The organism is Micromonospora endolithica, assembly GCF_003626595.1.
GTDB classification, from domain to species: Bacteria; Actinomycetota; Actinomycetes; order Mycobacteriales; family Micromonosporaceae; genus Micromonospora; species Micromonospora endolithica.
This window is the reverse complement of the sequence record NZ_RBAK01000004.1, coordinates 493,842-511,825: the sequence shown is the minus strand read 5'-3', so window position 1 is coordinate 511,825 and position 17,984 is coordinate 493,842. Positions and strand designations below refer to the sequence as shown.

At 75.4% G+C, this 17,984-nt stretch carries 20 protein-coding genes; 9 read left to right on the top strand and 11 right to left on the bottom strand.

The genetic code is table 11. The annotated features are described in order from the left end of the window. Nucleotides 1-68 precede the first annotated feature (68 nt). The 3 genes from D7223_RS14165 to D7223_RS14155 all read right to left on the bottom strand — a co-directional run bounded on the left by D7223_RS14165 (nucleotide 69) and on the right by D7223_RS14155 (nucleotide 2,156). Nucleotides 69-266 carry a hypothetical protein gene (locus D7223_RS14165; RefSeq protein ID WP_147252507.1) on the bottom strand — a complete coding sequence of 66 codons (198 nt, stop codon included), beginning with the start codon at nucleotides 264-266 and terminating at the stop codon, nucleotides 69-71. A 78-nt stretch (nucleotides 267-344) separates the two neighbouring features. Then, nucleotides 345-1,004 (bottom strand): fasciclin domain-containing protein, encoded by a 660-nt coding sequence (locus D7223_RS14160; RefSeq protein ID WP_120728830.1) that lies wholly within the window; start codon nucleotides 1,002-1,004, stop codon nucleotides 345-347. A gap of 153 nt (nucleotides 1,005-1,157) precedes the next feature. After that, nucleotides 1,158-2,156, bottom strand: a complete 999-nt coding sequence (locus D7223_RS14155) for an ArsR family transcriptional regulator (protein WP_120728829.1) — start codon at nucleotides 2,154-2,156, stop codon at nucleotides 1,158-1,160. Nucleotides 2,157-2,227: 71 nt separating this feature from the next. Between D7223_RS14155 and D7223_RS14150 the strand changes: the two genes are divergently transcribed. Next, on the top strand, nucleotides 2,228-3,082 hold the full coding sequence (locus D7223_RS14150; protein ID WP_120728828.1) for an inositol monophosphatase family protein: 855 nt from the start codon (nucleotides 2,228-2,230) through the stop codon (nucleotides 3,080-3,082). Between the two features lie 93 nt (nucleotides 3,083-3,175). On the opposite strand, the gene D7223_RS14145 is transcribed toward D7223_RS14150, so the two are convergent. Further along, entirely contained in the window at nucleotides 3,176-4,036 is an 861-nt protein-coding gene (locus D7223_RS14145) for a siderophore-interacting protein (protein ID WP_120728827.1), read from the bottom strand. After that, nucleotides 4,036-5,070: an ABC transporter substrate-binding protein gene (locus tag D7223_RS14140; RefSeq protein ID WP_120728826.1), complete on the bottom strand. Its 1,035-nt coding sequence runs from the start codon at nucleotides 5,068-5,070 to the stop codon at nucleotides 4,036-4,038. Before D7223_RS14140 ends, D7223_RS14145 begins: the two co-directional genes overlap by 1 nt. 210 nt (nucleotides 5,071-5,280) lie before the next feature. Between D7223_RS14140 and D7223_RS14135 the strand changes: the two genes are divergently transcribed. From D7223_RS14135 to D7223_RS14105, 8 genes are all read left to right on the top strand, one after another. Next, complete coding sequence (locus D7223_RS14135) at nucleotides 5,281-6,231, top strand: iron chelate uptake ABC transporter family permease subunit (protein ID WP_147252701.1); 951 nt, start codon at nucleotides 5,281-5,283, stop codon at nucleotides 6,229-6,231. Beyond that, a complete protein-coding gene (locus tag D7223_RS14130; RefSeq protein WP_120728824.1) occupies nucleotides 6,228-7,256 on the top strand; it encodes a FecCD family ABC transporter permease in 1,029 nt (342 codons plus the stop codon). The genes D7223_RS14135 and D7223_RS14130 overlap by 4 nt, the downstream gene beginning before the upstream one ends. A 101-nt stretch (nucleotides 7,257-7,357) precedes the next feature. Then, nucleotides 7,358-8,188 (top strand): ABC transporter ATP-binding protein, encoded by an 831-nt coding sequence (locus D7223_RS14125; protein WP_120728913.1) that lies wholly within the window; start codon nucleotides 7,358-7,360, stop codon nucleotides 8,186-8,188. A 118-nt stretch (nucleotides 8,189-8,306) separates the two neighbouring features. Next, nucleotides 8,307-8,546, top strand: coding sequence for a hypothetical protein (locus D7223_RS32785; protein WP_158610888.1), 240 nt, complete (start codon nucleotides 8,307-8,309; stop codon nucleotides 8,544-8,546). Then, a complete protein-coding gene (locus tag D7223_RS14120) occupies nucleotides 8,543-10,087 on the top strand; it encodes a multicopper oxidase family protein (protein WP_158610887.1) in 1,545 nt (514 codons plus the stop codon). Before D7223_RS32785 ends, D7223_RS14120 begins: the two co-directional genes overlap by 4 nt. A gap of 25 nt (nucleotides 10,088-10,112) precedes the next feature. Further along, nucleotides 10,113-11,315 (top strand): sensor histidine kinase, encoded by a 1,203-nt coding sequence (locus D7223_RS14115; RefSeq protein WP_120728822.1) that lies wholly within the window; start codon nucleotides 10,113-10,115, stop codon nucleotides 11,313-11,315. Nucleotides 11,316-11,334: 19 nt separating this feature from the next. Continuing rightward, nucleotides 11,335-12,027, top strand: a complete 693-nt coding sequence (locus D7223_RS14110) for a response regulator transcription factor (protein WP_120728821.1) — start codon at nucleotides 11,335-11,337, stop codon at nucleotides 12,025-12,027. 193 nt (nucleotides 12,028-12,220) lie between these two features. Next, a complete protein-coding gene (locus D7223_RS14105) occupies nucleotides 12,221-13,324 on the top strand; it encodes an FUSC family protein (RefSeq protein ID WP_120728820.1) in 1,104 nt (367 codons plus the stop codon). Nucleotides 13,325-13,367: 43 nt separating this feature from the next. Here D7223_RS14105 and D7223_RS14100 read toward each other — a convergent pair whose 3' ends face one another. From D7223_RS14100 to D7223_RS14075, 6 genes are all read right to left on the bottom strand, one after another. Further along, nucleotides 13,368-14,057 (bottom strand): RibD family protein, encoded by a 690-nt coding sequence (locus D7223_RS14100; RefSeq protein WP_120728819.1) that lies wholly within the window; start codon nucleotides 14,055-14,057, stop codon nucleotides 13,368-13,370. Beyond that, a complete protein-coding gene (locus tag D7223_RS14095; RefSeq protein ID WP_120728818.1) occupies nucleotides 14,054-14,698 on the bottom strand; it encodes a GTP cyclohydrolase II in 645 nt (214 codons plus the stop codon). The genes D7223_RS14100 and D7223_RS14095 overlap by 4 nt, the downstream gene beginning before the upstream one ends. Before the next feature lie 11 nt (nucleotides 14,699-14,709). Further along, nucleotides 14,710-15,660 (bottom strand): lysylphosphatidylglycerol synthase transmembrane domain-containing protein, encoded by a 951-nt coding sequence (locus D7223_RS14090; RefSeq protein ID WP_120728817.1) that lies wholly within the window; start codon nucleotides 15,658-15,660, stop codon nucleotides 14,710-14,712. A 62-nt stretch (nucleotides 15,661-15,722) separates the two neighbouring features. Beyond that, nucleotides 15,723-16,535: a methyltransferase domain-containing protein gene (locus D7223_RS14085; protein ID WP_120728816.1), complete on the bottom strand. Its 813-nt coding sequence runs from the start codon at nucleotides 16,533-16,535 to the stop codon at nucleotides 15,723-15,725. After that, nucleotides 16,532-17,587: a glycosyltransferase family 4 protein gene (locus D7223_RS14080; RefSeq protein ID WP_238161922.1), complete on the bottom strand. Its 1,056-nt coding sequence runs from the start codon at nucleotides 17,585-17,587 to the stop codon at nucleotides 16,532-16,534. The genes D7223_RS14085 and D7223_RS14080 overlap by 4 nt, the downstream gene beginning before the upstream one ends. After that, complete coding sequence (locus D7223_RS14075; protein ID WP_120728815.1) at nucleotides 17,584-17,982, bottom strand: 6-pyruvoyl trahydropterin synthase family protein; 399 nt, start codon at nucleotides 17,980-17,982, stop codon at nucleotides 17,584-17,586. The genes D7223_RS14080 and D7223_RS14075 overlap by 4 nt, the downstream gene beginning before the upstream one ends. Nucleotides 17,983-17,984: the final 2 nt, after the last annotated feature.

Here is a 17,984-nt window from a genome sequence, read left to right as displayed (position 1 = left end):
GGACCCGCTGGCGGCGGCGTGGGTGGATGTCGAGCGGTACGCGCGGAGGCGCGGGCCGAGGGCACCGGTCATGCCCGCCGCCACGGCATGTCAACCACGGCGAGCCGGTCCACCAGCAGTTCCACCCTCGGCCCGGTCTCCTCCGGTGGCAGCCTTCCCGCTCGGGTCAGGGTCGCCACCGCGTGCAGGGCCGCCCAGAACACCTCGGCGAACAGTGCCCGGGGGGCGCCCGGGCCGACACCGCACTCCCGGGACCGCCGCGTCACGACGGCGGGTGGCCGGGCGGCGGCCAAGACGGCGGGTGGCGCCGACGGCTTCCCGTCGGCGCCACCGGCTGGCGTACGTCAGGGGAGGTCGATCGGACGCAGCACCCGGTCGACGGCGTGCGCGATCTGCTTGTTGCCCTTGTTGACGTCGAAGCGGACCACCCTCGGGTCGCGGTCGTCGGTGTCGGCGTCGATCAGCCGGACCTGCTTGAAGTAGTGCCAGTAGGTGCGGACGTCGACCTCGACGGTGGCGCCGAGGGCGGTGGTCAGCTCGGCGCCGTCGGCCCGGACGGCGGCCTTGCGGTCGATCGTGGCGCCGGGTACCACGTGGTAGAGCAGCACGGTCTCCACGGTGTCGATGCCGAGGCCGGCCACGGCGGTGAACGCGGCGCTCTCGCTGGGCAGCCGGCGGGCGTCGGTGATCTCCCGGACCAGTTGCTGGAACGCGGCGTCGTTCGGGATGAACGCGGTCAGCGCGACGGTGCCGTCGGTGAGCACCTTGACCGGCGAGTCCGGCTTGGCCTCCAGGACGGCCAGCACGGCCTTGGTCAGCACGTCGAAGTCACGTGGGTTGTGGTCGAAGCCGGACTTGTCGGCGAGCAGCACCTGGGCCAGGGACTTGGTGCCGACCGGCTTCTTGGTGCCGGCCTGGGCGGCCGGTACCGCGACGGCGGTGGTGGCCAGGGCGGTGGCGACGGCGCCCACCGCCACCCGGGCGGCGAGACGAGCGATCTTCATGAGCGGGCCCTTCGTCGAGGCGACTCCATGCGTGACTGTCGTCACGACCCATGCTTCGTCCGGCCGCCGCCGCCCGGATGCGCCCGGACCGGAAAATCCACCGAGAGATCGCACCGGCCGCGGCGAGCGACCAACGCCGGGCGGAGTCAGGCCTCAGGTCACGTCGGCCGACTCGCCGCCGGCGGTCAGCAGGCTCCGGCCGGCGGGGCTGCTGACGTAGAGCACACCGCGCCCGTGCCGGACGCGGGTGACCAGGCCGGCCGCGTGCAGCGCCGTCAGGTGCTGGGAGACCGCGGCCGGGGTGAGCGCGACCCGCCGGGCCAGTTCGGTCGTCGTCGCCGGGCTGGTCAGCAGGGTGAGCAGCCGGGCCCGGGTGGTCCCCAGCACGCCGGCCAGTGCTCCGTTGTGGATCGCGCCGCCCTCCCACAGGGTCGCCACGGCCCGGACCGGGTAGACCGCCAGCGGCACCGAGTCGGGCCGGACACTCCACAGCACCCGCCGGTCGACGAAGACGCTGGGCATCAGCGGCAGACCGCGTCCGCGCAGGTGGTGGTCGATGTGCCAGGGATCGTCGGCGACGATGTGGTCACCCGCCCAGCGCAGCGAGGGGTGCAGTCCGCCGACGAGTCGCCGGACGCCACCCTCGGCCAGGTGCCGGCAGCGGTGCGCGATGTCCGCCTCGAGCAGGGCCCGCATCCGGGGCCAGTACGGCGCCACCGCGACCCGATGCCAGATCCGGACGGCCTTCACCAGGTCGGCCACCAGCAGGTCGGGCGCCGTCAGGCCGGCCCCCACCGGCGGCGGCAGCGGTGACCGGGCGGCGACCGCGCGCAGGTCGGCCACCACCACCTCCGGCGGCGTGGCCGCGACCGCGGCCAGCTCCTCCTCGATGTCACCGGGCATCCGCGCCGGCGGCGGGGTGAGGAAGTCCGGCAGCCAGGCTCCGGGCCGGGCGATCGCGTCCAGCACCCGCAGCGACCCGACCAGCGCCGGGTCGGTGGCCGGTGTCCGGACCCGGCGGATCCACGGCAGGTGTACGACGTACCGGCCCGGATCGGCCAACGCGTAGCGGCTCCGGACGGTCTCCCAGAGCGGTGAGACGCGGAACCGGACGTCGGCGGCGTCGCGCACCTCGAAACGGATCGTGCTCACGGCCCCGCCCCCATCGTGAAGCCTGAGCTTAATGCCTGGGCGGGCGCCGGCCGCGCCGGTTGACTGCCGGAATGGACGAGCACAGTGCCGCACCGACCGTCGTGGGCGGTCCGGTGGTGGACGAGGAACTGGTCGAGTTCGCGGTCGCGGTGGCCCGGGACGCCGGGCGTACCGCCAGCGCGGCGTTCTTCGGCACGACCCCGGGCCGCCGGCGCAAGGCCGACGGCACCGAACTGACCGACGTGGACCTCGCCGTGGAGGAACAGGTCCGGGCCGCGATCGGCCGCTTCGCCCCGGACGACGCGGTGCTCGGCGAGGAGGCGGGCGAGTCCGGCGGCGGGTCCGGCCGCCGGTGGGTGGTGGACCCGATCTCCGGCACCGGGTACCTCACCCGCCGGATGCCGCTGTTCGCGAACCTCCTGGCGTACGAGGACGAGCACGGCCCGGCGATCGGCGTGATCCACATGCCGGTGCAGCGGGAGACGGTCTTCGCGGCGCGCGGACGCGGATGCCGGCTGCTGACCGGACTCGACCAGCCGGTTGCCGCCGCCCGGCGGACCCGGGTGGGTGACCGGAGCCAGCTGGACGGAGCGCTCGTGCTCGGCGCCAACCAGCACGCGTGGTCCGAGGATCTGCTGACCGCGCTGCACCGGCGGGTGAACCTGGTGGGTGGCATCCACCACGCGGTGGTGCACGTCGTCACCGGGCGGGTGGACGCGGCCGTGCTGGTCGGTCAGGGCTACGACGACCTCGCGCCGCTGCCGGTGATCCTCGCCGAGGCCGGTGGACGGGTGTCCGATCTCGACGGCGCCCCGGTGCTCGGCGGCAACGGCACGGTGGTCGCCGCCAACCCGCGCCTGCACGGGCAGCTCCGCGCCCTGGCGGACCGTCGGCCCGCCACCCGCGGCGGAAAGGCACTGCGCTGACCGCCACCCCGACGTCCGGGCCGGCCCACCGACCGGGGTCGGGCCCGCGCCGGCAGGGCCCGGCCCATCCGTCCGGACCCGGGCACGGTCGCGTCAGGCGACGGCCGCCGCCAGCGCCTCGTTGCGGATGTCCTCCTCGGACAGGCCGCGCCGCCAGTAGCCGGCGAAGGTGACCCGTCGGCGGTCCAGGCCGCGGTCGGTGACCAGGTGGCGCCGGACCGCGCGGACCATGGACGACTCACCGGCGATCCAGGCGTACGGGGCGTCGCCGGGCAACCGGGCGGCACGGACGGCGTCGGCCAGCAGGCTGCTACCGGCCGGGGTGGCCCCCCGGACGATCCAGCGGACCTCGGCGACCGCGTCGGTGGGGAGGTCCTGGATGTCGCCCGGATCCGGCACCTCCACGAAGGCCCGCACCCGGGTCCCGGCGGGCAGCCAGGCGAGGATGCCGCCGACCGCCGGGAGGGCGGTCTCGTCGGCGACCAGCAGCACGTGGTCGGTGTCGTCCGGAGGCCGGAAGCAGACGCTGCGGTTGTCGTGCACGGCCGGGCCGAGCAGCACGATCCGGTCACCGGGCCGGGCACGCCCGGCCCACCGGGTCGCCGGGCCGGTGTCGCCGTGCCGGACGACGTCGATGTCCACCTCGGCGGCCTCCGGACGCTGCTGCCGGATCGTGTAGGAGCGCATCACCGCCCGCACCTCCGGGTCCATCGCCCGGTACGCGCCGAACCAGTCCTCCCCCGCGTCGACCGGCAGCACCGGCTCGTCCTGGCCGGGGTGCGGCAGGAACAGCGACACGCTCTGGTCCCGGCCACCGCCGGCGAAGTGGGCCAGCTCGGGCCCGCCGAGGGTGACCCGGATCAGGGAGGCGCCGACGGTACGGGTGGCGACCACCCGCGCGGCGAAGAAGCGGTACTGCACGGCGACCGGCGCGGCGGTGACGGTGGCCGTCATCAGCTGACCTTCTTCGCGCCCTGGATCGCCTTGGCCAGGTTCTCCAGCAGCGGGGCGGCGCCGGCGTACGAGAAGCGGGGCACCGCGTCCCACGGGGTCACCTGGTTGGCCCGCACCGCGGGCAGTTGCGTCCAGGTGGGCCGGGCGGCGAGGTCCTTGGGCTGCAGGGCGGTGGAGCGGTTGTCCAGCAGGATCAGGTCGGCCGCGAACCTGCCGGCGTTCTCCCAGCTCAACGCCTCGAAGTAGTCGCCGGCCTCCAGCTTGGTGGGTACCACGATGTCCACGCCCAGCTCGGCGAAGTACATCAGGTCGGTGCTGACCTTCGGGTTGGAGACGTAGAACAGGTCGGGGCTGCCCGAGCAGGCCATCACCTTGATGCCAGGATTGGCCCTCACCGCCTGGCGGACCGACTCGGCGGCGGCCTCGAAGCGCGCCCGCGCGTCGGTGACCTTCTTCGCCGACAGGTCCGCGCCGAGGGACTCGGCGAGCTGCGCGTACCGCTCGATCGGCTTGGTCATCGGCACCCGGGCGGTGGTGACGGCGACGCTCGGCGCGAGCGGGAGGATCTTGTCCTTGCTCTCGTCCGGCACGTACCAGAGGGCGCCCGGGTCGTACATGTGGGTGACCAGCAGGTCGGGGCGCAGGCCCGCGTACTTCTCCAGGTTGAACTCGCCCCACACGTTGCCGAGGATCTCCACGCTCTCCACGTCCAGGTCGCCGGCCTGCGGATCCGTGGTGCCGTCGGTCCGCTTGGTCTCGCCGAAGACACCGACGATCTGCTTGTCGAGTCCGAAGTCGACCAGGGCGGCGGCGACCCCGGTGAAGGCCACCACCCGGGTCGGGCGGGCCGGCGAGTCGACCTTCGTGCCACGGTCGTCGGTGAACGACCACGGACCGGCCGAGCTGCCGGCCGCCGGGGTCGATGAGGTGTCGTCGCGCCCACAGGCGCCGAGCAGGGTGGCCAGGGTGGCGGCTCCGCCGGCGGCGAGCAGACCGCGGCGGGAGAGTCGGCGGGCGGGCGCGGGATGCGGCATGGTGTCGTCTTTCGATCAGGGTCGGATGACCATGGACAGCGCGGTTAGGTTAACCTAACCTAAGTCCCTGTCAAGACCCGCCCCCGTACCGCCCGCAGCAACCCGGAGCCCACCCTGTCCGTGATCGCCCCACCACCCACGACCGTCGCCGCCCCCGCGCCGCCCCGGCCCCGCCGCGTCGCCCCCCGGGCCGCCGGCCTGGCCGTGTCCGTGCTGCTGCTCGCCGCGGTGGCGCTGCTCAGCATCACCGTCGGCGCCAAGCAGCTCCCGCTCGCCGACGTGTGGCAGGGCCTGCTGCACCGCGACGCGGCCGAGTACGCCGTCGTGCACCGGATGCGACTGCCGCGTACGCTGCTCGGCCTGCTCGCCGGGGCCGCCCTCGGCGTGGCCGGCGCGGTGATGCAGGCGCTCACCCGCAACCCGCTCGCGGACCCCGGGCTGCTCGGCATCAACGCCGGTGCCGCCGCGGCGGTCGCCACCGCGGCGGCTCTGGTCGGCGTCGGCACGGTCGGCGGGCAGGTCTGGTTCGCGATGCTCGGCGCGGCCGTCGTCACCGCCGCCGTCTACCTCGTCGGCGGCGGACGCGGGGCGACACCGGCCCGGCTGGCGCTGGCCGGCGCGGCGCTGAACGCCACCCTCTACTCCTACGTCAGCGCGGTGATGCTGCTCGACGCCGCGTCGTTGGAGCGGCTGCGGTTCTGGACCGTCGGCTCGCTGGCCAGCGCGGACATCGACACCGTGGGGACGGTGGCGCCCTTCCTGGCGGCCGGGCTGCTGGTGGCGCTGGCCGCCGCGCGCCCGCTCAACGCCCTCGCGCTCGGCGACGACGCCGCCCGCGCCCTGGGCGCCCGACCGGCCCTGGTCCGCGGCATGGTGATCGTGGCGGTCACCCTGCTCTGCGGCGCCGCCACCGCGGCCTGCGGGCCGATCGTCTTCGTCGGCCTGCTGGTGCCGCACCTGGTACGCGCGCTCACCGGGCCCGACCTGCGCTGGCTGCTGCCGTACTGCGCGGTTCTGGCACCGGTGCTGCTGCTCGGCGCGGACGTGCTCGGCCGGGTGCTCAGTCGGCCCGGCGAGCTCCAGGTGGGCATGGTGACCGCCGTGCTCGGCGGCCCGCTCTTCCTCTGGCTGGTGCTGCGTCGACCGGTGGCCCGGCCGTGATCGTCCTGCGTACTCCCGGCGGGTTGTCCCTGCGGCTGCGGCCCCGCGCCGTCGGTGTCGGCGCGACCTGCGCGTTGCTGACCATGGTGCTCGGCGTGGTCGCGATCGGCCACGGAGACTACCCGATGAGCGCGGCCGACGTGCTGCGCACCCTGACCGGCGGCGGCACCCCGGCCGAGGACTTCATCGTCACCGAGCTGCGGCTGCCCCGGCTGGTCACCGCGATGGCCGTGGGTGCCGCGCTGGCGCTGGCCGGTGCGGTCTTCCAGTCCCTGGTTCGCAACCCGCTGGGCAGCCCCGACATGCTCGGTTTCACCCAGGGCGCGGCGACCGGCGCGCTGGTCGTGGTGGTGCTCGGCGGGAGCAGCACGATGCTGGCCGGCGCCGCGTTGGCCGGCGGCCTGGCCACCGGGGTGCTGGTGTACGCGCTGACCTGGCGGCGCGGCGTGCACGGCTACCGGCTGATCCTGGTCGGCATCGGGCTGGCCGCGATCCTCACCGGCGTCAACGGGTGGCTGCTCACCCGCGCGCCGCTGATGGACGCGGCCCGGGCGGTGCTCTGGCTGACCGGCAGCCTGGACGGGCGCGGCTGGTCCCAGGCGCTGCCGCTGCTGGTCGCGTTGACCGTGCTGGTGCCACTGGTGCTGCTGGCCAACGGTCCCGCGCTGCGGCTGGCCGAGATGGGCGACGACACCGCGAGCGCGCTCGGCGTACGCGTGCCACGGCTGCGCCTGCTCGTGCTCGGCGCGGCGGTCCTGCTGGTCTCCCTCGCGGCGGCCGCCACCGGTCCGGTGTCGTTCCTGGCGCTGACCGCGCCGCACCTGGCCCGGCGGCTGACCCGCGCGCCGGGGCCGAACCTGCTGCCGTCGGCGGCGCTGGGCGCGCTGCTGCTGGTCGCCGCCGACCTGATCGCCCAGCGCGCGGTGCCCGGCCACCAGTTGCCGGTGGGCGTGGTGACCGGCGTGCTGGGCGGCGGTTACCTGGTCTGGCTGCTGGCCACCGAGCGCCGGGCCGGGCGGCTGTGACCGCCGGTGCGCCGGGCCGGTCGACCGTGCCCGACCCGGCCGGCGGCGACGACCACCACGACGAGAACGGAGTTCGCATGTCCCGGTTGAGCGGTACCGCGATGACCCTCGCCTACGAGCGGCGGACCATCGCGCGGGACCTGACCGTCGCCGTGCCCGACCGCTCCTTCACGGTGGTGATCGGCCCGAACGCGTGCGGCAAGTCGACGCTGCTGCGGGCGCTGTCCCGGTTGCTGCGGCCGGCCGCCGGGTCGGTGCTGCTCGACGGCGAGGACATCCACCGCCGGCCGGCCCGCGCGGTCGCCCGGACGCTGGGGCTGCTGCCGCAGTCGTCGGTCGCGCCGGAGGGCATCGGGGTGGCCGAGCTGGTGGCCCGCGGCCGGTACCCGCACCAGGGGCTGCTGCGGCAGTGGTCCCGCGAGGACGAACGGGTGGTCGCCGAGTCGATGGCCGCCACCGGCGTGGCCGACCTCGCCGACCGCCCGGTCGACGAGCTGTCCGGCGGGCAGCGGCAGCGGGTGTGGCTGGCGATGGCCCTGGCCCAGCAGACGCCGCTGCTGCTGCTGGACGAGCCGACCACGTACCTGGACATCGCCCACCAGATCGAGATCCTGGACCTGTGCGCCCGGCTGCACGAGGAGCAGGGGCGGACGCTGGTGGCGGTGCTGCACGACCTCAACCACGCGGCGCGGTACGCCACCCACCTGATCGCGATGCGCGACGGTCGGGTGGTCGCCGCCGGCCCGCCCGGCGAGGTGGTCACCGCCGCGCGGGTGGAGGAGGTGTTCGGGTTGCCCTGCCGGGTGATCGAGGATCCGGAGACCGGCACCCCGCTGGTGGTGCCCGCCCGGCGGCGCGTCCCGACGGCCCGGCCCGGTCCCGGAGCCGAGGGGGCCGCCCCGGACCGGGGGGCGACCCCGGCCGGGCCCTGAGCCGGAACAGGGTCGGCGTACACCGCCGGGAGTAGGAAAGTCTCTCCCGCCGGCGGACGTCACGTCGCTCGTCGCGCCGTAGCTTTCGGGGCGTACCGACGAGCGACGGGAGTGACCCATGAACGACGGTCCCACGGGGGGACGACGACCGCGGCTGCGCCGGCCACTGCTCTGGGCCGGCCTGGCGCTGGTCGTCCTCGGTGTCGTCTTCAACCTCGGTCTCTTCTTCGTACCGCCGCAGGTGTGGCTGGAGGATCCGGGGCTCGTGCCGATGCCCGAGGTCCTCCTCGGGTGGTGGGCCGTGGCGGCGGGCGTGCTGGCGATGGCCTGGAGCCAGCGGGGTGGAGCCCGCCGGTGAACGGCCCGCGTCCCCGCCGCCGCGCGGTACTCAAGGGGCTCGCCGCCGCCGGCATCGTGGTGGTGGCGCCCGCCGTCGGCTTCGCCGGCTGGGTCTGGGTGGACTCCGGCCGGAGCAATACCGGCACCCTGGCCTTCCGCAACCGGCTGCGGATCCCACCGCTGCTCGACGCCACCACCGACGCCGACGGTCGCCGCCGGTTCCGGCTGGAACTGCGCACCGGGTCCACCGAGTTCCTGCCCGGCACCCGCACCGCCACCTGGGGCGCCAACGGCAGCTACCTCGGGCCCACCCTGCGGGCCCGGCGCGGCGACCGGGTCGCGGTCGACGTCACCAACCGGCTGCCCGAGACGACCTCGATCCACTGGCACGGCATGCACCTGCCGGCCCGGATGGACGGCGGGCCGCACCAGCCGATCGCGCGCGACGCCACCTGGCAGCCGTACTGGACGGTCGACCAGCCGGCCGCCACCCTCTGGTACCACCCGCACCTGCACCAGGTCACGGCACCGCACGTCTACCGGGGCGTGGCCGGGATGTTCCTGGTGGACGACCCGGCCACCGACGACCTGCCGCTGCCGAAGCGGTACGGCGTGGACGACGTGCCGCTGATCGTGCAGGACAAGAAGATCGCCGACGACGGCACCCTGGACGAGTCGAAGATGACCTTCGGTGGGCTCACCGTCACCGGCCTGCTCGGCGACAAGATCCTGGTCAACGGCACCTACGACCCCCGGTTCGAGGTGACCACCGAGCTGGTACGGCTGCGGCTGCTCAACGCCTCCAACGCCCGGATCTACCACGTCGGGTTCGCCGACGACCGGGAGTTCGCGCTGATCGCGATGGACGCCGGCCTGCTCGGCGCGCCGGAGCGGGTCGGCCGGCTGCCGCTCTCCCCCGGCGAACGCGCGGAGATCGTCGTCCGCTTCGCCCCCGGCGACGACGTGGTCCTGAAGAGCTTCCCGCCGCCGCTGCGGGCCAACGTCGCGTACGAACGGCTGGCCGGCGGCGACGACGAGCACGACCTGGTCAAGTTCGTCGCCGTCGACCCGCTGCGCCCCTCCCCCGCGCTGCCCGCGGTGCTGACGTCGACGCCCGCACCGCCGCCGACGACGGGAGAGGAGTTCCGGTTGACCATGGGTGACTTCACCTTCAACGGCCGGACCATGGAGATGGACCGGCTGGACCGGGTCGTCGGGGCCGGAACGGTCGAGCGGTGGGACGTGGTCAACGGGCAGTCGATCCCGCACAACTTCCACGTGCACGGGGCGTCGTTCCACGTCCTCGACGTCGACGGCGGTGCGCCGCCGGCGCACCTGCGCGGCGTCAAGGACACCGTCTACGTGGCCCCGGGCAGCACGGTCGGCCTGGCCGTGTCGTTCCTGCCACACTCCGACCCCCGGTCCCCGTACATGTTCCACTGCCACCTGCTGGCGCACGAGGACTCCGGCATGATGGGGCAGTTCGTGACCGTCTCCGACGCCGACCGTCCCCTGGTCCGGGGCGACCGGCTGCCGCTGACCCACGCGCACGGGAACTGACCCGCAGGGGAGGTACGCACCAGCGATGACGGCCCACCCGAGCGCCGACGAGCGGCAGTCCATCCGGTCCGGATGGCTGGTCGACCTGCTCGTCGCCGGAGCCGGCGGTGCCGCCATCACCGTGCACACGTCGGTGGCCACCGAACCGACCAGCCACTCGTCCAGCCTCGCCGCGTACGCCTTCGGGGTGGTCCTCGGCGGACTGCTGCTGGTGCGGCGGCGGTGGCCGACCGGCGTGCTGGTCGGGTCCCTGCTGGCGGTCGTCGTCTACAACCTGACCGACCTGCCGAGCGTCTCGCCGACCTGGCCGCTGCTGGTCCCGCTGTACACCGTCGCCCGGACCGGCCGGATGCTCCTCGCCGGACTGGTCGGCGGCTCCATGCTGGCCGTCTCGGTCGGCTGGATCGCGTGGACGGAGCGACGGCCGCTGGAGGCGCTCGACGGCGCGCTGCGCGAGGCGGTGCTGCTGGCGTTGGTGCTCGCGCTGGCGACCGCCACCCGCAACCGGGAGCGGTGGGCCCGGGAGCTGCGCGCCCGGCTGCGGGTCGAGCAGGAACAACGGGACCGGGAACTCGACCGTCGGCTGATCTCCGAACGCCTGGACATCGCCCGTGAACTGCACGACGTCACCGCCCACGCGCTCGCCGTGGTCGGCATCCAGGCCGGTCTGGCCCGGGAGCTGATGCACGACGACCCGGAGGCGGCGCAGGAGGCGCTGGACACCGCCCGCCGGGTCAACGTCGAGGCGATCGGCGAGTTGCAGGCCGCGGTCCGCGTGCTCCGCACCGGCGACGAGTCGACCGGGCCGAGCCTGGCGCCGACCCCCGGCGTGGCGCAACTGCCCGCGCTGGTCGACCGCGCCGTCTCCAGCGGCTTGCACGTCGAGCTGGTGCAGACCGGCGCCCACCGCACCGTCGCCCCGGCCGTCGGCCTGACCCTCTACCGCATCGTGCAGGAGTCGCTGACCAACGTGCTCCGGCACGCCGCCGCCACCCGCGCCACCGTCGAGCTGGAGCACACCGGCGGGAACGTCCGGCTCCGGGTCACCGACGATGGTCGGGGCCCGACGGCGACGTACGGCGAGGGGCACGGGCTGGCCGGGATGCGCGAGCGGGCCACCAGCGTCGGCGGCACGTTCGCCGCCGGACCGGGTGAGCGCGGCGGGTTCGTGGTCGACGCGTGGCTGCCCGGGGCGTACCCGCCCCCGTCACCGGCGGCGAGCAGCTGAACCGGCGAAGGAGGCCGAGATGACGATCCGGGTGCTGGTGGCCGACGACCAGCAGTTGGTGCGGACCGGTCTGCGCGGACTGCTGGAACGGGACCCGGAGATCCGGGTGGTGGCCGAGGCCGGCGACGGCCGGGAGGCGCTGCGGCTGGCCGCCGAGCTGCGGCCGGACGTGGCGCTGGTGGACATCCGGATGCCCGAACTGGACGGTCTCACGCTGACCCGACTGATCACCGGCGACCCCGACCTCGCCGGGGTACGGGTGGTGGTGCTGACCACGTTCGAGACCGACCAGTACATCTTCGAGGCCCTGGAGTCCGGCGCGAAGGGCTTCCTCACCAAGACGGTCGGCCGCGAGGAGCTGTGCCGCGCGGTGCGGGTGGTCGCGGCCGGCGAGGCGCTGCTGAGCCCCAGCGTGACCGACCGGGTCATCGCCGAGCTGTCCCGCCGGCCGGAGCCCGCCCGGTCGGCGCCGGAACGACTGTCCGCGCTGACCGCCCGCGAGCGCGAGGTGCTGGCGATGATCGCGGCCGGCCGGAGCAACACCGAGATCGGCGAGGCGCTGCGGATGAGCCCGTTGACCGCCAAGACGCACGTCAGCCGGATCATCACCAAGCTGCGGGTACGCGACCGCGCCCAACTGGTCACGCTGGCGTACGAGACCGGGCTGGTCCGGCCCGGGGGCACACCGCCCGACGGCACGCCCGACCGGTGAGCCGACCCCGGTCGCCGGCACCGCCGGCGTCGGGTCGGGGTCCGCGCCGGGAACCGGGGCCGTGCCCGGCCGCCGCGGCGCGGTGCCGCCCGTCACCGGAACGGTTGGCCAGGTGACGACCGGGGTAGTGGCGGTTCTCGCAGAAGATCATCGGCGGCCGGTTCCGGTCGACCCGGCGAGGGAGGTACGACCGGTGCGCAGCTGGTGGCGGGACTCCGTGGGGCGGTTGCGGGGCGACGGGATCGCGGTCGTCGAACTGACCGCCGCCGCCGTGGTCGCCTGGATCCTGGCGGCGGTGGTGATCGGCCACCCGGACCCGTTCTTCGCCCCGACCGCCGCGCTGGTCGTGCTCGGCGAGTCACGCGGGCGGCGGCTGCGGCAGACCGTCGAGATCCTGCTCGCCGTCGCCGCCGCCGTGCTGGTCGCGGAGCTGCTGGTGTACGCCCTGGGCCCGGGCACCGGCACCGTCCTGCTGGTGCTGCTGCTGACCACCACGACGCTGGTGGTCATCGGGGCCCGGCGCGCCCTGGTCGTGCAGGCCACCGTCTCGGCCATGTACCTGGTCGTCGTCGCCGCGCCGAGCGGGACGCTGATGCCGTTCCGGTTCGTCGACGCGCTGATCGGCGGGGCGGTGGCGCTGGCCGCCAGTCAACTGATGGCGGCCCGCGACCCGCTGGCGCCGCTGGTGGCGCAGGCGCGTCTCAGCTACACCGATCTCGCCGACCTGCTCGACGAGGTGAACGCGGCGCTGCGCGGGTGCGACGAGTCGGCCGCCCGGACGGCGCTGGACCGGGCCCGGGAGGTGGACGACTGCGTGGCCCGGTTGCAGGCCGCCGTGCTGGCCACCGGTGAGACGCTGCGACTGGGGCTCCGGCGCCGGCACCTGGGCAAGCTCGCCGAGGTGGAGGCGACCCTGCGGCAGCTCGACTACGCCGCGCGCAACATCCGGGTGCTGGCCCGGGCCGGGTCCACCCTGACCCGCCGGCACACCGCCACGCCACCGGAGCTGGCCGCCGCGCTCGGCGCGCTCGTCGTCGCCGTACGGTCGGCGGGCGAGGCCCTGGCCACCGACCTCAGCGGCGCCGACGCCGACCGGCACGCGTCTCGGGCCGACGCGGCGGCCCTGGAGGCGGTCCGGATCGCCGCCGGCCTGCTGCGGACCGACCCGCCGCTGCCGGTGACGATGATCGTCGGGCAGATCCGGGCGACCGCGATCGACCTGCTGCGCGGGGTCGGCCACGACGACGTGACGGTGCTGGACCGGGTGGACGAGGCGCTCGGCCTGACCCGGGCGTGAACCGTCCGGCCAGCCGGGGGCAGCGGCCAGCCGGGGGCAGCGGTCAGCCGGGGCAGCGGTCGGACAGCGCGTACCGCAGCAGCACCACGTCGCCGATCTGGCGCACCTCCGCCAGCCGGGCCCGCCGCCCCGAGTGCCACGGGAAGCGGCCCTCCCCGGCGAACCGGGGCGCCCGGCCGTCACCGACGAAGAACGGGGCGACCACCAGGTGCAACTCGTCCACCAGTCCGGCGGTGAGGAACTGGGCGTGCACGGTCGCCCCGCCCTCCACCATCAACCGGCGTACGCCCCGGGCGGCCAGGTCGTCCAGCGCCCGGACCGGGTCGACCGGCTCGCCCGCGTCGACGACGGTGGCGAGACCGGCCAGCCGGTCCCGGGCCTTCTCCGCCGCCGAGGAGGAGCAGTAGACGATCCGCTCGGTGTCGCCGACGGTGAAGAACCGGGCCGACGGGTCCAGGTCGCCGCAGCCGGTCAGGGTGACCCGGGTCGGCGAGGCCGGCCGGCCGTCGGCCAGCCGCTGGGCGCGGCGCCGGGCCGAGCGCACCAGCAGCCGGGGATCGTCGCGGCGGACGGTGGTCGCGCCGACCAGGATCGCGTCGCAGCTCGCCCGTACCTCGTCGACCCGGTCCAGGTCGTCGTCGTTGGACAGCAGCAGCCGCTGGTCGGTCGCGTCGTCCAGGTAGCCGTCGATCGACGTGGCGCAGCTGACCAGCACGTACGGGCGGGTGGTCACGGGACGAACGGCAGGTCGAGGGCGTGCTCGCCGTGCCGGGCCTTGGCCGCCAGGTAGTCGGCGTTGGCCGGGGACAGGAACAGGCCGGTGGCCACCCGCTCGGCGACCCGGACACCCAGCCGGTCGAGCTGGGCGGCCTTGTCCGGGTTGTTGCTCAGCAGCGTGACCTCGTCCACGCCCAACGCGGCGAGCATCTGCGCGGCCACCGTGTAGTCCCGCTCGTCGGCCCGGTGACCGAGGGCCACGTTGGCCTGGTAGGTGTCCAACCCGGAATCCTGCAACGCGTACGCGTCGAGCTTGGCGTACAGGCCGATGCCCCGGCCCTCCTGACGCAGGTAGAGCAGGTAGCCACCGGCGCCGGCGATGCGTTCCACCGCCTCGCGCAGCTGCGGGCCGCAGTCGCAGCGCTGGCTGCCGAACACGTCGCCGGTCAGGCACTCGCTGTGCGGGCGGACCAGCGGCAGCCCGCGCGACGGCGGGTCCGCCGCGGCGCGGTCGCCGAGCCCGAGGGCGAGGTGTTCCCGCCCGTCGACCAGGCCGGTGAAGGTGTACACCCGGGCGGTGGTGGTGTAACCGTCGGGGAAGCGCAGCGGGACCGTGACCTGGTTGCGGACCGTGGCGGCGGGACGGACTTCGGACATCGGACTCCTCGTCAGACGGTGCCGGCGGGCACGGGGACACGGCGAACCAGCAGGACGGCGGCGCCGGGGAGGCTCGCTACCAGCACCAGGGCCCCGTACACCATCGCGGTGGTGACGCCCTCGGCGGCGGTGAGGCCGGCGGCGGCGAACGCCCAGGCGGCCACCCCCTCACGGGGTCCGAAGCCAGCGACGTTCGCCGGCACCCCCATCGCCAGCAGCGCCAGCAGCGTCAGCGGGACCAGCAGGGACAGCGGCGCGTCGGAACCGGCGGTGCGGGCGGCCACCACGAACGTCGCCAGGTGCCCGGCCACCGCCACGGTGGACGCCAGCAGCACCCCGCACCAGGCGCGGCGGGCCAGCAGGCCGGCGCGGACGTCCGCGGTCGCGGCGCGCAACGCCCGGCCGAGGCGGGACGCGGCCCGCACCGGCGTCAGCCGGGCCAGCAGGACCGCGCCGACGCCGACGGCCACCAGCAGCGCGGCCGCCGCCGGCAGGAACGGCCGGACCGGTGAGGGGAACGCGGCCAGCACGACCAGCGCGACCACGATCAAGACCACCTGACCGACCGTACGCTCCCAGACCACCGCCCGCACACCACGACCGAGGTCGCCTGAGTCACGCCCGTGCCGGACCGCCCGGTGCACGTCGCCGAGGACACCACCGGGCAGGGTGGCGTTGAGGAACACCGCCCGGTAGCAGTGCGCCACGGCGGTGCCCAGCGGTAGCCGGACCCCGAGCCCGGAGGCGACCAGGCTCCACCGCCAGGCACAGCAGACGGTGGTCAGCACGCCGATGCCGAGCGCGGCGGCCAGCGCCGGGGCGTCGATCAGCCGCAACCCGGCCAGGACCGGGCCGTGGCCGACCGTGGCGACCAGGGCGGCGAGCAGGCCCAACCCGACAAGTGTCCGGGCCAGCGGGCCGAACCGCCGTCGCGCGGGCGTGCCGGTGGTCTCCGCGTCCATGCGTACCCTCCCTCGACGATCTTCCCGTCCGAAGGCACGTACGCCGGCCGCCGTCGGTTCACTCACCCGCCGGCCAACAGGTCGCGATGGTCGACCAGGACGCGCAGCTCACCGGCGGCCAGCTCGGCGCGACGGCGGTCGGCGTACGCCCGGGTCGCCTCGGCGAGATCGGGCCGCTGCTCGCGGGCGGCGGCCAGCCAGCCGGTGAACCACGCGGTGGCCAGCGCCGCCTGCTCCGGGCCGAGCCGCCACGGCGACGGCCGGGTGAGCACGTCCACGCCGTGCCGGGCGAAGGCCGCGGCGGCGGCGTCGGCGGCGTCCGGACCGAGCAGCGTCCGGCCGCCGACCCGGCGGCGCTGGTGCGCGTTGAACGCGGCGGCGACCTCGGCGTCCAGCGGGTCGGCGGGGGTCAGCGCGACCCGGCCGGTGACCGACAGCGCGAACAGGGTGCGGCGGCCGGCGCAGGCGGCGACGAGCCGGTCGACCTCCTCGGCGGTGAGCATGTCCAGCAGCGCCGACGCGGTGACCAGGTCGGCGTCGGCCAGGTCGGCCGCGGTGAGCCGGGTCAGGTCGCCCCGGCGGGTGGTCACCGTCACCGGAGCGCCGTCGGCGGCGGCTCCGGGCACCGCGGCGGCGGCCCGGGCCAGCAGGTCGGCGTCCTGGTCGTGCAGGATCCAGTGCTGCGGGCCGGGCAGCAGCGGGGCCAGCCAGCGGGCCATCGACCCGGTGCCGCTGCCCAGGTCGTGCACGGTCAGCGGGCCGCCGGTGACCCGGTGGCGCACCGCGTCGGCGAGGTCCGCGGCGCGGGCCGCCGCGTCGGCGGGCTCCCGCAGGGCCAGCCAGTCGGCGAAGTCCGCCGGCAGGTCAACGGTCATGTCGTGCTCGCCCCTTCCAGCACCCGCGCCACGGTGGCGGTGGTGCCTGTCCAGTCTTCGAGCGCGGTGCGCCGATCGGATGCGGCACGGCGCAACCGATCGCGCAACGCGGCGTCGTCCAGCCAACGGCGCAGCGCGCCGGCCAGGGCGTCCGGGTCGCCCGGCGGGACCAGCAGGCCGGGCCGGGTCCCGTCGGGCGCGCGGCCCAGGGTCTCCGGCAGTCCACCGGCGGTCGTGGTCAACACCGGCGTGGCGCGCGCCAGCGCCTCGGTGACGACCATGCCGTACGTCTCGCCGCGCGAGGCCAGCACCAGCAGGTCGGCTTCGGCGTACGCGGTGTCCAGGGCGGCCCCGGTGCGCGGTCCGGCCAGCCGCACCCGGTCGGTCAGCCCGTGCCGGGCCACCCGGTGACGCACCCGGTCGGCGAATTCCGGGTCCCGGTCCAGCGGGCCCACGCAGACGCACCGCCAGGGCCGGTCGGCGACCGCCGCCAGGGCGTCCACCAGCACGTCGTGACCCTTGCCGGGGGTGACGGCGGCGACACAGAGCAGGTTGCCGCCGGTCGGCGTGACCGCCGCCACCGGCGCCGGTCCGACACCCGGCGCGGCGACGTGCAGCCGGTCCGCCGGCAGCGCGTACACCTCGCGCAGCCGTTGCCGGGTCCACCCGCTGGTGCCGACCACGGCCGTCGCCGCGGCGAGCGCGGCGCGTTCGGCGTCGGTCTCCAGCGGCAGGTGTACCAGCACGACCAGGCGCAGCCGCCGCGCCTGCGCTGCCAGCTCGGCCGGCACGCTCGACGCGACCAGGCCGTCGAGCAGGACCGGCGCGCGGTCGGGCAACGCCGCGAGCAGCCGGGCCAGGGCGGCCCGCGCCGCGGCGTCCGGGTGTGGCCAGGCGCCGGCCAGGGCGTGCTCCCGGACCCGCCAGCCGAGGGCGGCCAGGCCGTCGAGGACCCGCCGGTCGTAGTGGTTGCCACCACTTGGCGACACCGGATCGTCGATGTCCCCGGGTAGGACCACGTCCACCCCCCGGGCCTCGGGGCTGCCGGTCACAGGGGCCGTTCGTAGCTGGCCCAGGCGACGTGCGACTCGTGCAGCGTGACCGTGATGCCGGCCAGGCCGCGCGCGCCGTCGCCCAGGTCACCGGCGTGCACCCGGTCGGCGAGGCGGTCGGCGACGGTGCGGGCGAGCACCTCGGTGGTGGTGTTCACGCCGGCGAAGGCGGGCTCCTCGTCGAGGTTGCGGTAGGACAGCTCGCCCAGCACGGCCCGCAGCTGCTCGGTGGCCCGCCCGATGTCCACCACGATGCCGTCGGCGTCCAGGTCGGCCCGGCGGAACGTCGCGTCGACCACGAACGTCGCGCCGTGCAGGCGCTGCGCGGGCCCGAACACCTCCCCCCGGAAGCTGTGGGCGATCATCATGTGGTCCCGGACCGTGACGCTGAACACGG